Genomic DNA, 17589 nt, shown 5'->3' with positions numbered 1-17589 from the left:
GCAGCCCGCAAAAAGTAAAGTAATAGGAATGATAGCGACCCTGCTGATACACTAAGTAGTGGTAGTCTGGCTCCGGCATCATTATGCTGAGTCTTCAGTCTCCGTTACGCAGACCAGCGCAGAAAGACGGGTTAAACGATGTTTTTTCGTGTATCGTCAAATTATTCATTATAAATCAACGATGAAGTACTAATGAGCTATCAGGTTCTTGCCCGTAAGTGGCGCCCCCAAACTTTTGCCGACGTCGTCGGACAGGAACATGTGCTGACCGCACTGGCTAATGGCCTGTCGCTCGGGCGCATTCATCATGCCTACCTGTTTTCCGGTACCCGCGGCGTGGGGAAAACCACCATTGCCCGTCTGCTGGCGAAAGGGCTTAACTGCGAAACCGGCATCACCTCCACGCCCTGTGGCGTGTGTGATAATTGCCGTGAGATTGAGCAGGGCCGTTTCGTCGACCTGATTGAAATCGATGCCGCGTCCCGTACCAAAGTCGAAGATACCCGCGAGTTGCTCGATAACGTCCAGTACGCACCGGCGCGCGGTCGCTTCAAAGTTTATCTGATTGACGAAGTGCACATGCTCTCGCGTCACAGCTTCAATGCGTTGTTGAAAACGCTGGAAGAGCCGCCCGCGCACGTCAAATTTCTGCTGGCGACAACAGACCCGCAGAAATTACCCGTCACGATTTTATCGCGTTGTTTGCAGTTTCACCTGAAAGCTCTGGATCCGGAGCAAATCCGCAAACAGCTCGAAAACGTATTAACCCAGGAAACCATTGCTACTGAGCCGCGTGCACTTCAGCTGCTTTCCCGTGCAGCCGACGGCAGCATGCGTGATGCGCTGAGTCTCACCGATCAGGCGATCGCGATGGGTCAGGGCGCGGTCACCACCGAAACGGTGGCGCAAATGCTTGGTACCCTCGATGACGAACAGCCGCTGGCGATGCTCGAGGCGCTGGTCAGCGCCGACGGAGGTCAGATGATGGCGCAGGTCGAACAGGCTGCGTCGCGCGGGGTGGACTGGGAAAATCTTCTGGTAGAAACGCTGTCATTGTTGCACCGCATAGCGATGGTTCAGCTGTTGCCCTCGGTGCTCGACAACCATTACGCCGCCATCGAACAACGTTTACGTGAACTGGCGCGGGTGATCCCGCCTGTGGATGTTCAGCTCTACTACCAGACATTATTGATTGGCCGTAAAGAGCTGGCGTATGCGCCGGACAAGCGTATGGGTGTCGAAATGACGTTGCTGCGTGCACTGGCATTCCACCCGAAAGTCATTATTGCTGAGCCGGTTCCGCAGCCGGTCGCTGCACCCGTCGCCCAGGCTCCGGCAAGTCATGTACCGCGCACTGCGCCCGCGCAGCCACAGCCGTCGTCACCGCAGCAGTACAACAATGATTCACCGCCGCCGCACGGCAACGCCGAACCCGCATCCATGCCGGATTCCACAGCCCAGCTGTTGCAGGCGCGAACACAATTACTCAGGCAGCAGGGGAGTACCACCCCAAAAAAAGCTGAGCCGGCAGCGCCAGGAAAAGCGCGGCCGGCAAACTCAGCACTGGAGCGTCTCGCCTCGGTGACTGAACGTGCGCAGACATTGGCCAGCGTGAAGAAAGAACCCGTAGCGCCGGTAAAAGAAGAAGCGTATCGCTGGAAAGCGCTGACTGAACCGCAGGAGTCCCCGGAACCGGTCGCGACGCCGAAAGCATTGCGGACAGCGCTGGAACATGAAAAATCACCGGAACTGGTCTCCCGCCTGGCAGAAGAGGCCATTGAACGTGATGAATGGGCGGCAGAAATTAGCCAGTTAGCCATTCCGAAACTGGTACAGCAACTGGCACTGAATGCGTACCGTGAACAGCCGGAACCGGGCAAAATTTGCCTGCATCTGCGTTCATCGCAAAAGCATCTGAATTCGCCATCGGCACAGAAAGTGCTCGCTGAGGCTTTATCGACACTGCATCAGAGAACGGTTGAACTCACCGTTTTGGAAGACGATAATCTGGCGGTGAAAACGCCGCTTGAATGGCGACAAACTATTTACGAAGAAAAGCTGGCGCAGGCGCGTCAGTCGATTATTGCGGATAATAACATCCAGACTCTGCGTCGGTTCTTTGACGCCGAACTGGATGAAGAAAGTATTCGCCCAATTTAAATCAAACGCCGCATCGTCGCGGCTCTATGGAGAGAAAGCTTATGTTTGGAAAAGGCGGCATTGGTAACCTGATGAAACAGGCCCAACAAATGCAGGAAAAAATGCAACAAGTTCAGGCTGAAATTGCTGCGTTGGAAGTCACCGGCGAGTCTGGCGCTGGTCTGGTAAAAATCACCATCAACGGCGAGCATAACGTTCGTCGTGTTGTCATTGATCCGACTTTGTTTGAAGACGACAAAGACATGCTGGAAGATTTGGTCGCGGCGGCATTCAATGATGCTGCACGTCGTATCGACGAAGTGCGCAAGCAAAAAACAGAGGCTATCTCTGGCGGAATGCAATTGCCACCAGGCTTTAAGATGCCGTTCTGATGCAAACCAGCCCTCTCCTTGAATCTTTAATGGAGGCGTTGCGTTGTCTGCCGGGCGTTGGCCCGAAGTCAGCGCAGCGTATGGCATTCCAACTTCTGCAGCGCGATCGCAGCGGTGGAATGCGGCTGGCGCAGTCGTTAACGCGCGCCATGTCTGAGATAGGCCATTGTGCCGATTGCCGTACTTTTACCGAGCAGGAAATCTGTACGATCTGCGCCAATCCACGGCGTAAAGAGAACGGACAGATTTGCGTGGTAGAAAGTCCGGCAGACATTCACGCGATAGAACAAACCGGTCAGTTCTCAGGTCGCTATTTTGTGCTGATGGGCCACCTGTCTCCACTCGATGGCATCGGGCCGGACGACATTGGTCTGGGCCGGATGGAGGAGCGTCTTGAAAGTGAAAGCATTCAGGAAGTCATCCTTGCGACTAACCCGACGGTTGAAGGTGAAGCCACCGCCAACTACATCGCTGAGATGTGCGGCCAGTACGGCGTCCTGGCGAGCCGCATCGCGCACGGTGTGCCGGTGGGCGGTGAGCTGGATATGGTTGATGGCACCACTCTGTCACACTCTCTCGCCGGGCGGAATCCCTTCAAGTTCTGACTGTTATAGATCGGGTGCTGATTACCGCACCCGATTTACTTTCTGCCGTTCCCTTTTGCATTTCTTCTTAAAAATTTCTTCGTATGCTTGAAAAACCACGTCCCTAACCCCACTTATTCCTCAACGTCTGATTTGGTCAATAACAGTATCTGGATTGAGGTAATTTGATGAGTATGAAAGGACAAGAGACACGCGGATTCCAGTCTGAAGTAAAACAACTTCTTCATCTGATGATCCATTCTCTGTATTCAAACAAAGAAATTTTCCTGCGTGAGTTGATCTCCAACGCTTCCGATGCGGCTGACAAACTGCGCTTTCGCGCGCTGTCCACCCCTGAGCTGTATGAAGGCGACGGCGAACTGCACGTGCGTCTGGCATTTGATAAAGAAAAACGCACGCTGACGCTGAGCGACAATGGTATCGGCATGACCCGCGATGAAGTCATCGACAACCTCGGGACTATCGCGAAATCCGGCACCAAAGCGTTCCTCCAGTCTGTCGGTTCTGAACAGGCGAAAGACAGCCAGCTGATCGGCCAGTTCGGCGTCGGTTTCTACTCTGCCTTTATCGTGGCGGACAAAGTGACCGTGCGCACCCGTGCAGCCGGTGCCAGTGCTGAAGAAGGCGTGTTCTGGGAGTCTGCCGGTGAAGGTGAATACACCCTGGCCGATATCGAGAAAGCCGACCGCGGGACTGAAATCACCCTGCATCTGCGTGAAGATCAGGACGAGTTTCTGGATGACTGGCGCGTGCGCTCCATCATCAGCAAATATTCAGACCACATTGCGCTGCCGGTTGAAGTGGAAACCCGCAACGAAGAAGACGGCACTGTCATATGGGAACAAATCAACAAGGCTCAGGCTTTGTGGACCCGTGGCAAAGCCGAAGTCAGTGACGAAGAATACGTCGAATTTTATAAACATATCTCCCATGATTTCAGCGATCCGCTGAGCTGGAGCCATAACCGCGTTGAAGGTAAGCAGGAATACACCAGCCTGCTGTATATCCCTTCTCAGGCGCCATGGGATATGTGGAATCGCGATCACAAACACGGCCTGAAACTGTACGTACAGCGCGTGTTCATCATGGACGAAGCCGAGCAGTTCATGCCGAACTACCTGCGCTTTGTGCGTGGCCTGATCGACTCCAACGATCTGCCGCTGAACGTGTCCCGTGAAATTCTGCAGGACAGTCGCGTTACCCAGAACTTGCGCAGTGCGCTGACCAAGCGTGTTCTGCAAATGCTGGAAAAACTGGCGAAAGATGACAACGAAAAATACCTGCAATTCTGGAAACAGTTTGGTCTGGTATTGAAAGAAGGCCCTGCAGAAGACGGCGCGAACAAAGAAACGATCGCCAAACTGCTGCGTTTTGCCAGCACCCGCAACGATACCAGCGAACAAACGCTGTCGCTGGAAGAGTATGTTGCGAGCATGGTGGAAGGTCAGGACAAGATTTATTACATCACCGCTGACAGCTATGCCGCCGCGAAGAGCAGTCCGCATCTGGAACTGTTCCGCAAAAAAGGCATTGAAGTCCTGCTGTTGTCTGACCGCATCGACGAATGGATGATGAGCTATCTGACCGAGTTTGATGGCAAAGTCTTCCAGTCCGTCAGTAAAGCCGATGAGTCACTGGATAAACTGGCCGACGAAGAAACCGAAGAGCAGAAAGAAGCGGAAAAAGCGCTGGAGCCGTTCGTTGAGCGTGTGAAATCGCTGCTGGGTGAGCGCGTGAAAGAAGTGCGTCTGACGCATCGTCTGACCGACACTCCAGCCATCGTCACCACCGGCGCGGATGAAATGACCACGCAGATGGCAAAACTGTTTGCGGCTGCCGGCCAGGACGCGCCTGAAGTGAAATATATCTTCGAGCTGAACCCTGAGCATGCGCTGGTGAAACGTGCTTCGGACGTGACGGACGAAGCACAGTTCAGCGAGTGGATCGAACTGCTGCTGGATCAGGCGCTGTTCGCAGAACGCGGCACGCTGGAAGATCCAAACCTGTTCATCCGTCGTATGAATACGCTGCTACAGGCATAATTTGCTGAAGTCACATTGTAAAGGGCACCGTGAGAACGGGGCCCTTTTTTATATCTGATCAACCTTGCTTCGCTTCCACTTCAATCCATTGCCTGAACGCCGTGATTTACGCTCCAGTTTTGGCCGCCTGAGTCTGGCTGTGCTGTTGCAAACCTTTCGGGTAAAAACGCCGGATGACAGCCGCTTAACCCTTGTGCCCGTTGGGGTTGTTCCTTGAGCAAAAGCGCTCAAAATGGTATGGTTGACCGTTTTTCGAGATTCATAAAAATTACATGCAAGGGGATTTACGCAATGCGTATCATTCTGCTGGGCGCTCCGGGCGCAGGTAAGGGTACTCAGGCTCAATTCATCATGGAGAAATTTGGTATTCCACAGATTTCTACCGGTGATATGTTGCGCGCCGCTGTGAAGGCCGGAAGTGAACTCGGCAAGAAAGCAAAAGAGATTATGGACGCCGGTAAACTGGTGACGGATGAACTGGTTATCGCTCTGGTGAAAGAACGTATTCAGCAGGAAGATTGCCGCAACGGTTTCCTGTTAGACGGTTTCCCTCGCACCATTCCGCAGGCTGATGCCATGAAAGACGCGGGCATCAAAGTCGATTATGTTCTGGAATTCGACGTGCCTGACGAACTGATCGTGGATCGCATCGTGGGTCGCCGCGTACACCCAGGCTCTGGCCGCGTGTATCACATCCAGTACAATCCGCCAAAAGTGGAAGGTAAAGACGATGTGACCGGCGAAGATCTGATCACCCGTAAAGATGATCAGGAAGAAACCGTGCGTAAACGTCTGGTGGAATACCATGAGCTGACTGAGCCATTGGTGTCCTACTACGGTAAAGAAGCAGAAGCAGGCAATACTAAGTACGTCAAAATTGACGGCACCCAGCAGGTTTCTGCCGTGCGTGACGAACTGGCGGCTATCTTAAGCTGATTCGTACTGTATCTGTTCAGCCAACGGGGTGACTTCGGTCGCCCCGTTTGTTTTTCAGCCATTCCCCGCCAAAAATAGTCACAATTCGCATTGATAGCCACCACCGTTGTTCCGATCGTCTTTGTTTTCGTTACAATGACGTGCGCCTCTTTCTGAATCACCGTAAACGGAAGCGCCCATATTTTTCACCCTGGCTTCAATGCCATCAATTTAGGATATTCAGCATGACGCAGACCAAATTCGGGGTTCTTCTGGTTAATCTCGGGACGCCGGAAGCACCGACTCCGCAGGCCGTGAGAAAGTATCTGGGTGAGTTTTTGAGTGATATCCGCGTTGTGGACACCCCGCGTTTGCTGTGGTGGCCGATCCTTAATCTGGTGATTTTGCCCCTGCGTTCTCCGCGCGTATCCAAACTGTATAAGTCCGTGTGGATGGAAGAAGGCTCGCCGCTGATGGTCTTCAGCCGTCGTCAGCAAAAAGCGCTGGCCGAACGCCTGCCGGGCACGCCAGTTGAATTGGCAATGAGCTACGGTAAGCCTGGCATGAAAGATCCGATCGAAAAATTGCTGGCTCAGGGCGTGACCAAAATGGTCGTTCTGCCGCTGTATCCGCAATATTCGTGTTCCACCAGCGCCGCCGTGTTTGACGGCGTGGCGCGCGTGCTGAAATCCCAGCGCCGCTTGCCTTCGCTAAGTTTTATCCGCGATTACGCCACCCATCCGGCGTACATCTCCGCGCTGAAAGCCAGTATTGAACGCTCCTTTGCGCAGCACGGTGAGCCGGACCGTCTGGTCTTGTCGTTCCACGGTATTCCGAAACGTTTTGTGGCAGAAGGCGATGATTACGAACAGCGCTGCCGTGACACCGCACAGGCACTGACCGACGCGCTGCAACTGCCGACCGGAAAAATCATGCTGACCTTCCAGTCGCGCTTTGGTCGCGAACCGTGGCTGACGCCGTACACTGACGAAACGCTGAAGGGCCTGCCAGCGCAGGGTGTTAAGTACATACAGATTATCTGTCCGGGCTTTGCCTCAGACTGCCTGGAGACGCTGGAAGAGATCAAAGAAGAGAACCGTGAGATTTTTATTCATGCAGGCGGCGAACGCTTCGAATATATTGACGCCTTAAACGACCAGCCGGAGCATATCGATCTGCTGCAACAACTGGTCACTCAGCACTTCTGAAAGAAGGCTGAGCTTTTTGAATTTCCCGAGAATAACGAATGAAATTTCCTGGTAAGCGTAAGTCCAAACACTATTTTCCGGTCAGCGCGCGCGACCCTTTATTGCGTGATTCTATGCTGCAGGAGATGCAGCCGGAATCCGAAGGCGGCGCGTCTTACATCGTCGGCATTGACCAGACGATGGTGGATATCGAAGCGCGCGTGGATGAACATTTTGTCGCCCGTTACGGGCTAACGCCCGGCGAATCCAACATTCTGGATGATGAAATGTCGGAAGCGCTCTATCAGGAACTGATGCTTAATGCGCTGATCACCCATCAGTTCGCCGGGGGTACCGTCGGTAATACGCTGCACAACTACTCGGTGCTGGCCGATGACCGTTCGGTGCTGCTCGGTGTGATGTGTAATAACGTTAAGATTGGCGATTACGCTTACCGCTATCTGTGTAACACCTCCAGCCGCGTAGATCTCAACTTCCTGCAGGGCGTGGACGGCGCAATTGGCCGCTGCTTTACGCTGATCAGTGAAACCGGTGAACGCACCTTTGCTATCAGTCCGGGCAAGATGAACGGCCTGAAAGCTGAAAGCGTGCCGGAAGACGTGATTGCCGGCGCTTCAGCATTGTTGCTGACTTCGTATTTGCTGCGCAGCAAACCCGGCGAGCCGATCCCACAGGCCACGATGCAGGCCATTGAATACGCGAAAAAATATCATGTGCCGGTGGTCTTAACATTGGGCACGCAATATGTGATCGCCGATGATCCGCAGGCATGGCGCGATTTTCTGCGCGACCACGTGTCGATTCTGGCGATGAATGAAGACGAAGGTTTTGCGCTTACCGGTCTGAAAGATCCGCTGATGGCCGCCGACAAGGCGCTGGAATGGGTCGATCTGGTGTTATGCACCGCCGGACCGAACGGTCTGTTTATGGCGAGCTATACCGAAGAAGAATTTAAACGCACCACTCAGCATCCGCTGCTGCCGGGCGCGATTGCCGAATTCAACCAGTACGAATTCAGCCGTGCGATGCGTCGTGAATGCTGCGAGCAGCCGCTGAAGATTTTCTCCCACATCGCGCCTTACATGGGCGGACCGGAAAAAATCATGAATACCAACGGTGCCGGAGACGGCGCGCTTTCCGCACTGCTGCATGATATCGCTGCCAACGGGTTCCACCGAACCTCAGTACCGAACTCCAGTAAACATTCCCGCGAATACCTGACGTATTCGTCGCTGGCGCAGGTGTGTAAATATGCCAACCGCGTCAGCTATCAGGTTCTGAATCAGCATTCACCACGTCTGACGCGTGGCCTGCCTGAGCGTGAAGACAGTCTCGAAGAGAGCTACTGGGAACGTTGAGTTAAAAGGGCGGGGGAGTCTCAATCGAAGAGCTCCCTCCGCTTCAATCCAGCTTATCCTGCCTGAACCTGATTACGGCCAGACGTTTTCGCACGATACAGTGCGTCGTCCACACGTTTAAACAGGCTGGTAAAATCCTCGCCCGCTTCGTACTGCGCCACACCTACGCTTACCGTCAGCGCAGGCAGCCCAGGCCGGGATAATTGCTGTACGGCTTCGCGCAAATCCTCAGCAACGTGCATCGCGCCTTCCAGCGGCGTCAGCGGCAGTAAAATTAAAAACTCCTCGCCGCCCCAGCGGAACACCGTATCGCTCTCGCGGATGCCGGTTTCCAGCGTGCGCGCCAGCATGACCAGCGCATCATCGCCGGTGTTGTGGCCATGCTCATCGTTTATCGCCTTAAAGTGATCGGCATCCACCAGCATCAGGCTGAAATTGTGTGTCCGCTGCGGATTCTGCGTCCGCGCATTTTCCACCAGTTGCATGAACTGACGGCGGTTGCCCAATCCGGTCAGCGGATCGCGCAGTGCAGCGTGTTCCAGCTCCTGCTCCAGACGCTTCTGCTCGGTAATATCGTGAATGATGCACAGCATCAGCCGTACGCCATTCAGCTCCACCGGACCGGCGTAGGTCTGGACGTGACGCAGATTGCCGTCAGCCAGTTTATGCACGAACGTCAGCGGCTTGTGTCCACCGGGCAGCCGGGAGATTTCATGCATCACCGGCAGCACGTCCAGCCCCATTGCGTTGATTTCCCAGGTATGTTTGGTGCACATCTCGTCGCGCGTATATCCATAAAAGCGCGTGGCCGCCTGATTCGCATCGACAATCTGACCGTTATTGGCCGGATCGATTAACAACATCGGCGCAGTATTGGTCTGAAAAAGCCGTTCGTAGAAACCACTTTCATCGCGGCGATAGGGCGTGTCACCTGGAATGGGCATCGGCACATTGGCGGCGGACGTGTGTGCGCCTTCGAATACGATGACGGTTTCGTTCGTATCCATCTGGAATGAAGACAGGCGGCAGCTCAGTGGGAATGCGCGGCCTTCCTTGTGGATCGTCCAGATTTCGACGATCTGATCGTCTTTTGCCAGATTCGGCAGATAGGACTCGAGGGACAACTGAGAATGAACCGAGAACTGGCCGTTGCGCAGCGGCCCGAGCAGGCTGTTACCTGCCAGCTTTCTGGCCGCCGTATTGGCGAAAAGAATGTGCTGACTGTGCGCCGAAACGACCCAGACCGGCGTACTTAAAATGTTTAACGTTTCCAGATGGGGTAACAACATTGCGCCTACCGATCTCAATTTGGCATAGCAACAGAATACAGCGAATTGATCTGATTAGGTGTTTTTTATCTGGGGGCAGGGTGAGAGCAAATGTCAGAATTTGAAACGGGCGCAGAAACAAACTGCGCCCGCCTTTATTGCTGAAATCAGACCGGGCAAAACGGCCTTTTTTCGTCTTCGGTCATAATGTCGATCTGCAACATATCCAGCATACTGTTGGCGATTTCACGTTCGCCCATCACCACGCGATCCGCGCCGCGCTCCATGATGTACGTCACTTCGTCATCGTAATGCGCACGGGCAATGATCTCGATATTTGGCCGTTTGGTGCGCGCGGAGGCGACGATTTCACCGGCTTCGTAACCGTTAGGAATAGTCACCAGCAGCCAGCGGGCGCAGTCAAGACGCGCCAGATCCATGATTTCCTGATTAGCGGCGTTGCCCAGTACCGTGCTGATCCCCTGCTCGCGCAGCGCTTCGACCCGTGGACGGGAATTTTCGATCACGACCAGCGGGATACCGGCGGCCTGAAGCTTCTCGCCCAGCAGGCTGCCGACGCGGCCATAACCGATCAGCAATGCGTGATTACACAAATCAAAGGGGATCTGTTTTTCGTCTTCCACCGCTTCTTCGACGCTTTGATCTTCGATAGTCTCGGTTTTCGCCAAATATTTTTCCAGCAGCGTAAACAGCAGCGGGTTAAACATAATCGACAAAATAGCCCCCGCCAGCACCAGATTACGTCCCGGCTCGGACAGCAGCCCCAAAGAAATCCCCAGTCCTGCCAGAATAAATGCGAATTCGCCGATCTGCGCCAGACTGACTGAAATCGTCAGCGCGGTTCGCTTCGAGTGCCCGAACATTTTTACCAGTAAGAAGGCGGCGATGGATTTGCCGAACACGATAATCGCCAGTGTGGCGATCACTGTCAGAGGCTCGCGCACCAGTATCATCGGGTCGAACAGCATGCCGACCGACACGAAGAACAGCACGGCAAACGCATCGCGCAGCGGCAAGGTATCATGCGCCGCCCGCTGGCTCAGTTCGGATTCGTTCAGCACCATCCCGGCGAAGAACGCGCCCAGAGCGAAAGAGACGTCAAAGAACTCGACCGCGCCGTAAGCGATACCGAGCGCCAGCGCCAGAACCGACAGCGTGAACAGTTCGCGTGAACCGGTGCTGGCGGTTTTCGCCAGGATCCACGGCACCACGCGACGTCCGACCACCATCATCAGCGTCATGAAGGCCACGACTTTACCGATGGTGACAGCCAGCTCAATCAGCAACTCGGTCGGGCTGGCGTGATGGCTTTCCAGCATGCCGCTGAAGGCCGGTAACAAGACCAGCGTCAGTACCATCACCAGATCTTCAACAATCAGCCAGCCGATGGCGATTTGCCCGCGCTGGCTTTCAATTAATTGCCGCTCTTCCAGAGCACGCAGCAGCACCACGGTACTGGCGGTAGACAGACACAGACCGAACACCAGCCCGGTGGCCAGATCCCAGCCCATAAGGCTTGATAACCCCATCCCAAGCAGCGTCGCTACCGCGATTTGCGCTACAGCGCCGGGAATGGCTATCGCCTTTACGGCCAGTAAATCTTTCAAAGAGAAATGCAGACCGACACCGAACATCAGCAATATCACGCCGATTTCAGCCAGTTCGGGAGCAAGAGAGGTATCAGCAACAAAGCCTGGTGTAAATGGCCCGGCCAGAACGCCTGCAGCGATATAGCCAACCAGAGGGGAAATACGTAAACGATTGGCAATCATGCCAAAAATAAAGGCCAGTACCAGGCCACCGACAATCGTGGTAATCAAGGGCGTAGAATGATGCATTCAGACTCCTTCTGGTTATGCTCAGGGCGATATGTTGCAGATTGTTTCTAAGTTTATGGTAAAAATCATTTCCACGTTGAGGAATTTTGGCCTTTTTTGCAGTAAATCCCCCGCAGAGAACAAAAAAAATCTGAACAGATGATTTAAATGGGTTTTATCGGGCAGAACTCAAGTAGAGAGGGGATTGGATGCTGCCGATATTCTGAGTATCGGCAGCAGAAGGCGGGAGATTAGGCGTCTTTGCGTTCTAAATTAGGCAGGAAGGCGGTAAATATCCCGAGCAACGGGAGGAAGGCACAAATCTGATACACCAGCTCGATGCTGGTGATATCCGCCACATAGCCAAGCACAGCAGCGCCCAGCCCGCCCATGCCAAAAGCCAGACCGAAGAACAGGCCGGATACCATACCGACTTTCCCCGGCATCAGCTCCTGGGCAAACACCAGAATGGCTGAAAAGGCCGAGGCCAGAATTACGCCGATAATCACGCTCAGCACGCTGGTCCACATAAGATTCGCGTGTGGCAAAAGTAACGTAAATGGCGCGACACCGAGAATTGACGCCCAAATGACGTATTTGCGCCCAATCTTATCACCCACCGGCCCGCCGATAATTGTCCCTGCCGCGACCGCAAACAGGAAAACAAACAGGTGGATCTGTGCACTTTGCACCGAGACGCCAAATTTGTGGATCAGATAAAAGGTGTAATAGCTGCTGATACTGGTCAGATAGAAATACTTCGAGAACACCAGCACCAGTAAAATACCCAGCGACATCGCCACCGTCCGGCGCGGGAGTACGGTTACCGTATTTTTCACCGGGCCGCGTTTTTTGGCGATCTGATTTTGCTGGCGATACCATTTGCTGATTTGCAACAGCACGACAATGCCGAGCAACGCCGCCAGTGAAAACCACGCAACGTTGCCTTTGCCGTAAGGCGCGATGATCAGCGCAGCGAGCAACGGGCCGAGTGAGCTGCCGAAGTTACCGCCCACCTGAAACAGCGATTGCGCCAGCCCGTGGCGACCGCCGGAGGCCATACGCGCCACGCGGGACGATTCCGGGTGAAACACCGAAGAACCGGTGCCTACCAGCGCCGCCGCCAGCAGCACGACCGGGAAACTCTGTGCCGCCGCCAGCAGTAGCAGGCCGGAGAGCGTAAAGCCCATACCGATTGGCAGCGAATAGGGTTGCGGGTGCTTGTCGGTGTAATAACCGATCAAAGGTTGCAGGAGCGACGCGGTGATCTGGTACGTCAGCGTGATCATCCCTATCTGGGTGAAACTGAGCGCAAATTCATTTTGCAGCAACGGATAAATCGCCAGGATCAGCGACTGGATCATGTCATTAAGCAGATGAGAAACGCTGATCGCCGCCAGAATAGAAAACGCAGTCTTTTTGACTGCGTCTTTCTGCGGGCTTCCCGGCGTTGCCGTGTTATCGGTCATGGCAGGTGAACCTTCATCTTAAAATTATCGGGGCAGGGCTGTCAGTCGACTTTAGCGATCTCAGCGAACTGGCCTTTTAGTAAGCGGCAAAGATCGCCTGCCGCCAGTTCAATATCAAGCCCGCGTTTACCACCTGAAACATAAATGGTGGAAAACGTCTGCGCCGGACTGTCGATCACCGTCGGCAGCAATTTTTTTTGCCCGAGAGGGCTGATACCGCCAACCAGATAGCCGGTCACGCGCTGGGCGATCGCCGGATCTGCCATGTCGGCTTTTTTCGCGCCGAGGGCTTTTGCGACTTTCTTCAGATCCAGCATCGAGGCTACCGGCGTCACCGCAACGGCCAGATTCCTGGCGTCGCCGTTGAGGGAAACCAGCAACGTTTTGTAGACCTGTCGCGCATCCAGCCCAAGCTTTTTCACGGCTTCGTCGCCAAAATTCGTTTCGTCGCTGCTGTGTTCATACGGATGAAGAGTGAAGCTGATTTTATTTTTTTCCAGAAGAAGTACCGCTGGGGTCATGATCTTTCATCTCTGATTACTTTTTTGTTCGAAATATCGTCGGCAGTTCAATTCGATGAAATTAAACAATAAAGTATGATTATTAAGCGAGGGAGAAATAGTAGTTCAATGAATGGTTATTGCCAAGACCCAGCGCGGGTTGTTACCCTGTGCCCGCCGGTGCCGCGTCCGCAAGGGCTGGCACTGTAGCTATAAAAATAAAATGAAATTCCTCTTTGACTGGCCGGCCTTAAAACCCGGCCATTTTTTTGATCGCATCCTCTTCATCCTTCGGGCGGCCTCTGCGTTGGCTGCCTGCGTTCACCCCGGTCACTGACTGCTATAAGCTCCCGGAGTTCTCTTCGTCGCCGCCTTGATCCAGCCCGATTGATTTTGGGTAATCTGTTAGTCAGACCTTCTTATCCGCCAGCAAATCCGGCAAATTCCCTTCACCGTACAAATGCAGCGCGCCAACGGCGACGACATAATTTCCCGGCGGGAGATCCGACAGTTGTTGTTTCCAGCGCAGATTACGCTGATTCATCAGCACGTCGTACAGCTCACTGCTGAAGGTATTCGGTAACTGATCTAATGCCGTCACCGGCTTGGTATCCAGCCACCAGCTGATCATGGTTTGCAGCAAGCGGGCATTGGTGTGCCAGTGCGTCAGAGTGTCTTCCAACAGTCCCAGACCGTTGTCGGGAAGTTGCTGCAAGAGCGCAAACTGTTCCTGCGGCCCTTCCAGTTCGATGACCGGCATGTTCTGCTGTTTGGCATTCTGCAACAGCTGATAATCAATGCCGTAGTTGCCACGTAACCCGAGGCGCTGTGCCTGCGTCGCCTGTAACATCAGCGCGACCTGCCAGGACGGCAGCGGGTTGAGCGTCCACATCGACACACCCAGCTCTTCGCATAATTTTTCGACGTGCAGATACTGTGCTTCGGGTAGCCGTTCGGCCAGCGGCGGGAACTCACCGGACATTTCGAAAGGGGATTCGGATCCACTGATATCCGCTTCGACAATCAGCGCATCGGCTTTTTGCATACGGCGTAACAGCTGCTCGGGGAGCGGCTGCATATCCTGCGTGCCCATATGAATGCTGCCGACCAGATGCAGGGAGCGGTGGCCGGGAAGCTGAATATCAATGGCGGGATAAGAATACTCGACGGGAAGCAGCCTGCGTAGCCAGCGGAATGTCTGTTTAAAAAACTGCGCCATATAGCATGGTCTCCCGAAAAATGAGAGACCATGCTATCGCGTCAGACGTTGGGCGAACAGAGGAAACGTCTTGTTTTTTAGGCCTGTTTTTTAGGCGTGAATCGTAAAAGGCGGTTGGCGTTTGCCACCACGGTGATGGAAGACAGCGCCATCGCCGCACCGGCAATCACCGGGCTGAGCAGGGTGCCGGTCAGCGGATACAGCACACCGGCGGCGATAGGGATGCCAATCACGTTGTAGATAAATGCCCCAAGCAGGTTCTGTTTCATGTTGCGCAGCGTGGCCTGCGACATCGCCAGTGCGTCGGCGACGCCGTGCAGACTCGGGCGCATCAGGGTGATGGCAGCGGTTTCAATTGCCACATCGCTGCCACCGCCCATTGCAATACCAACGTCCGCCTGCGCCAGCGCGGGTGCATCGTTAATGCCGTCGCCAATCATCGCCACCTGCTGACCTTTGGCCTGTAACGCTTTGATGGCATCAGCCTTTCCGTCGGGCCGAACACCGGCAATCACCGTATCAATTCCTGCCTGCGTCGCAATCGCCTGCGCGGTGCGCGGATTGTCACCGGTCAGCATCACCAGCCGGTAGCCGAGCTGATGCAGGCGCTGTAACGCCCCAATGCTGTCTTCACGCAGCGGATCGCGCAGGCCAAACAGCGCCGCAATTTGCCCGTCGACTGCCAGCAGAACCGGTGTCGCGCCTTGCTCCGTCATCTCATTGAGCAAACCATCAGCCGCCTGAGCATCCACGCCATTTTCCTGTATGAGCGCCTGATTCCCCAGCAGCAGCGTTGTGCCGTCGACGTCACCCCGTAAACCCAGTCCGCCAAGCGTGCGGAAGTTTTGCACTTCGGGAAGGGTTTGGCCTTGCGCTTTTTCGACAATGGCCTGCGCCAGCGGATGATGAGAGCCCTGTTCCAGCGCGGCAGCAAAGCGTAGCGCCTCGGATTCGCTGATGCCGCCAAAGGTATGGATATCCGTCACTTTCGGCTGGCCTTCGGTCAGCGTCCCGGTTTTGTCAAAGACCAGCGTCGAGAGCGTACTGGCCTTTTGCAGCGCATCGGCATCACGCACCAGCACGCCGAACTCCGCCGCACGCCCGACACCGGCGGTAATTGACATCGGCGTGGCCAGCCCAAGCGCACAAGGGCAGGCGATGATAAGCACCGTAGTGACAATAACCAGCGTGTACATCAGCTGTGGCTGTGGGCCGAAGAAGTACCAGAGGGCACCGCTGAACAGCGCGAATAGCACCACGGCAGGTACAAACACGGCAGAGATTCTGTCCGCGAGTTTACCGATCTCCGGCTTGCTGCTTTGCGCTTCACGCACAAGTTTGATGATGCGGGAAAGCGTCGTCTGGCTGCCGATGGCGTCCGCGCGAAACAGCACACTGCCGTCTTTCACCAGCGTTCCGGCATGCACTTTGTCGCCCTGCGATTTTTGCAGCGGGAGAGGTTCACCGGTCAGCATCGCCTCATCCATCCAGGCTTCGCCGCTCTGGATTTCGCCATCAACCGGCACACGATCGCCGGTAGTCAGACGCAGCGTCATACCTTGCTCAACATTTGCCAGCGGGATGGATTTTTCGCCCTGATCTGTAACCACACGTGCGGTCGGCGGGGTGAGATCCAGCAGACGTTCAAGAGCCTGTGATGACCGCTGGCGACCGCGTTGTTCCAGCGCGTGGCCGAGATTGATCAGGCCGATGATCATCACGCTGGCTTCATAATAAAGATGCCGCGCCTGCATGGGGAAGGCGTCCGGCCACAGGCTGACGGCGAAGGAAAATACCCATGCCGCCCCGGTACCGAGTGACACCAGCGTGTCCATGTTGGCGCTCCCGTGCATCAGGCTTTTCCACGCGCTGCGATAGAAATGACTGCCCGCGACCACCATGACAGCCAGCGTCAGAACGCCGACAATCAGCCAGCCGGTCTGGTTCTGTGCAGTGACCATCATTTCGCCACCGAGCAGACCCCAGAGCATCAGCGGAATACCCGCAGCCAGACCAACGGCGGCCTGCCAGCTGAAGCGGATCATGCTGCTGCGCGCGGTTTGCTGCTGACGCTCGCGACGTTTGGTTTCATCAATAATAATTTCAGCGCCGTAACCGGCACGTTCAACGGCAGCGATCAGCGCAGCCTGATCGGCGTCGCCGCTGACCAGTGCGCTACGTTCGGCCAGATTAACCCGCGCACGTTCGACGCCGGTCACGCCCTCCAGCGCCCGCTGTACTTTACTGACGCAGCTGGCGCAGCTCATCCCGCTGAGCAGCAGTTGCACGCTGTCATCGGTGGCAGAAACTTTTGCCGGAACGGGTGACACAGCCGCTGACAGGGGTTCCGGCAAAACAGTCGCCTTATCGGTCAGCGGCTCAGATTTTGGGGATGGATCCTCCAGCAGTTGTGCCTCATAGCCCACGTTCACCACAGCCTCAATCAGACTCTGGCTGCTGGCATCGCCTTTGACGATAGCTTTGTCGAGAGACACTTCCACCGCTGTGGTGCCTTCAACGGCTTCAAGCGCCTTACGCGTCGAAGCGACACAATGTCCGCAGGACAAACCTTGCAGGGATAAAACGGTTGTTGTCATGATGATTTCCTTTTTGTCTTGACCCGATAGTGAACTTTC

The 17589-nt window shown here is 54.9% G+C and carries 13 protein-coding genes and 1 other annotated feature; of the genes, 7 read left to right on the top strand and 6 right to left on the bottom strand.

The annotated features are described in order from the left end of the window. Positions 1-192: 192 nt before the first annotated feature. The 7 genes from dnaX (at position 193) to TU92_RS18570 (ending at position 8659) form a co-directional block, all read left to right on the top strand. Positions 193-2160: a DNA polymerase III subunit gamma/tau gene (gene dnaX, locus TU92_RS18600; protein ID WP_112168664.1), complete on the top strand. Its 1968-nt coding sequence runs from the start codon at positions 193-195 to the stop codon at positions 2158-2160. Next, positions 1493-1557 (top strand) — a sequence feature (DnaX frameshifting element). Its footprint overlaps the gene before it by 65 nt. A 41-nt stretch (positions 2161-2201) precedes the next feature. Next, entirely contained in the window at positions 2202-2531 is a 330-nt protein-coding gene (locus tag TU92_RS18595) for a YbaB/EbfC family nucleoid-associated protein (protein WP_112168663.1), read from the top strand. Then, positions 2531-3136, top strand: a complete 606-nt coding sequence (recR, locus tag TU92_RS18590; RefSeq protein ID WP_112168662.1) for a recombination mediator RecR — start codon at positions 2531-2533, stop codon at positions 3134-3136. The genes TU92_RS18595 and recR overlap by 1 nt, the downstream gene beginning before the upstream one ends. A gap of 173 nt (positions 3137-3309) precedes the next feature. Beyond that, positions 3310-5178, top strand: coding sequence for a molecular chaperone HtpG (gene htpG, locus TU92_RS18585; protein ID WP_208640453.1), 1869 nt, complete (start codon positions 3310-3312; stop codon positions 5176-5178). A gap of 291 nt (positions 5179-5469) precedes the next feature. Then, positions 5470-6114 (top strand): adenylate kinase, encoded by a 645-nt coding sequence (adk, locus tag TU92_RS18580; protein ID WP_112168660.1) that lies wholly within the window; start codon positions 5470-5472, stop codon positions 6112-6114. Positions 6115-6338: 224 nt separating this feature from the next. After that, positions 6339-7301: a ferrochelatase gene (gene hemH / locus TU92_RS18575; protein ID WP_112168659.1), complete on the top strand. Its 963-nt coding sequence runs from the start codon at positions 6339-6341 to the stop codon at positions 7299-7301. Positions 7302-7339: 38 nt separating this feature from the next. Beyond that, the gene (locus tag TU92_RS18570; protein WP_112168658.1) at positions 7340-8659 is read left to right on the top strand and encodes an inosine/guanosine kinase; all 1320 of its coding nucleotides are present in this window, start codon (positions 7340-7342) and stop codon (positions 8657-8659) included. 53 nt (positions 8660-8712) lie between these two features. Here the strand turns inward: TU92_RS18570 and TU92_RS18565 are convergent, their stop codons facing one another. The 6 genes from TU92_RS18565 to copA all read right to left on the bottom strand — a co-directional run bounded on the left by TU92_RS18565 (position 8713) and on the right by copA (position 17550). Next, positions 8713-9948: a sensor domain-containing diguanylate cyclase gene (locus TU92_RS18565; protein ID WP_112168657.1), complete on the bottom strand. Its 1236-nt coding sequence runs from the start codon at positions 9946-9948 to the stop codon at positions 8713-8715. A gap of 146 nt (positions 9949-10094) precedes the next feature. After that, positions 10095-11786: a YbaL family putative K(+) efflux transporter gene (ybaL, locus tag TU92_RS18560; protein ID WP_112168656.1), complete on the bottom strand. Its 1692-nt coding sequence runs from the start codon at positions 11784-11786 to the stop codon at positions 10095-10097. 230 nt (positions 11787-12016) lie between these two features. Next, on the bottom strand, positions 12017-13234 hold the full coding sequence (locus tag TU92_RS18555) for an MFS transporter (RefSeq protein ID WP_112168655.1): 1218 nt from the start codon (positions 13232-13234) through the stop codon (positions 12017-12019). A gap of 41 nt (positions 13235-13275) precedes the next feature. Next, on the bottom strand, positions 13276-13755 hold the full coding sequence (gene ybaK / locus TU92_RS18550; RefSeq protein WP_112168654.1) for a Cys-tRNA(Pro)/Cys-tRNA(Cys) deacylase YbaK: 480 nt from the start codon (positions 13753-13755) through the stop codon (positions 13276-13278). Positions 13756-14143: 388 nt separating this feature from the next. Beyond that, a complete protein-coding gene (locus TU92_RS18545) occupies positions 14144-14953 on the bottom strand; it encodes a TraB/GumN family protein (protein ID WP_112168653.1) in 810 nt (269 codons plus the stop codon). 77 nt (positions 14954-15030) lie between these two features. After that, a complete protein-coding gene (gene copA, locus TU92_RS18540; protein WP_112168652.1) occupies positions 15031-17550 on the bottom strand; it encodes a copper-exporting P-type ATPase CopA in 2520 nt (839 codons plus the stop codon). Between the last annotated feature and the right edge of the window lie 39 nt (positions 17551-17589).

The organism is Rahnella inusitata, from assembly GCF_003263515.1.
GTDB classification, from domain to species: domain Bacteria; phylum Pseudomonadota; class Gammaproteobacteria; order Enterobacterales; family Enterobacteriaceae; genus Rahnella; species Rahnella inusitata.
Note: the sequence above shows the minus strand (reverse complement) of the source record. Positions and strands in the feature narration are given on the sequence as shown.

Excerpts from the sequence above, each read along its gene's own strand:
- hemH (WP_112168659.1), top strand. The coding sequence starts at position 6,339 with ATGACGCAGACCAAATTCGGGGTTCTTCTGGTTAATCTCGGGACGCCG.
- ybaL (WP_112168656.1), bottom strand. The coding sequence starts at position 11,786 with ATGCATCATTCTACGCCCTTGATTACCACGATTGTCGGTGGCCTGGTA.
- TU92_RS18555 (WP_112168655.1), bottom strand. The coding sequence starts at position 13,234 with ATGACCGATAACACGGCAACGCCGGGAAGCCCGCAGAAAGACGCAGTC.
- TU92_RS18570 (WP_112168658.1), top strand. The coding sequence starts at position 7,340 with ATGAAATTTCCTGGTAAGCGTAAGTCCAAACACTATTTTCCGGTCAGC.
- copA (WP_112168652.1), bottom strand. The coding sequence starts at position 17,550 with ATGACAACAACCGTTTTATCCCTGCAAGGTTTGTCCTGCGGACATTGT.
- recR (WP_112168662.1), top strand. The coding sequence starts at position 2,531 with ATGCAAACCAGCCCTCTCCTTGAATCTTTAATGGAGGCGTTGCGTTGT.
- TU92_RS18595 (WP_112168663.1), top strand. The coding sequence starts at position 2,202 with ATGTTTGGAAAAGGCGGCATTGGTAACCTGATGAAACAGGCCCAACAA.
- TU92_RS18545 (WP_112168653.1), bottom strand. The coding sequence starts at position 14,953 with ATGGCGCAGTTTTTTAAACAGACATTCCGCTGGCTACGCAGGCTGCTT.
- dnaX (WP_112168664.1), top strand. The coding sequence starts at position 193 with ATGAGCTATCAGGTTCTTGCCCGTAAGTGGCGCCCCCAAACTTTTGCC.
- htpG (WP_208640453.1), top strand. The coding sequence starts at position 3,310 with ATGAAAGGACAAGAGACACGCGGATTCCAGTCTGAAGTAAAACAACTT.
- ybaK (WP_112168654.1), bottom strand. The coding sequence starts at position 13,755 with ATGACCCCAGCGGTACTTCTTCTGGAAAAAAATAAAATCAGCTTCACT.
- TU92_RS18565 (WP_112168657.1), bottom strand. The coding sequence starts at position 9,948 with ATGTTGTTACCCCATCTGGAAACGTTAAACATTTTAAGTACGCCGGTC.
- adk (WP_112168660.1), top strand. The coding sequence starts at position 5,470 with ATGCGTATCATTCTGCTGGGCGCTCCGGGCGCAGGTAAGGGTACTCAG.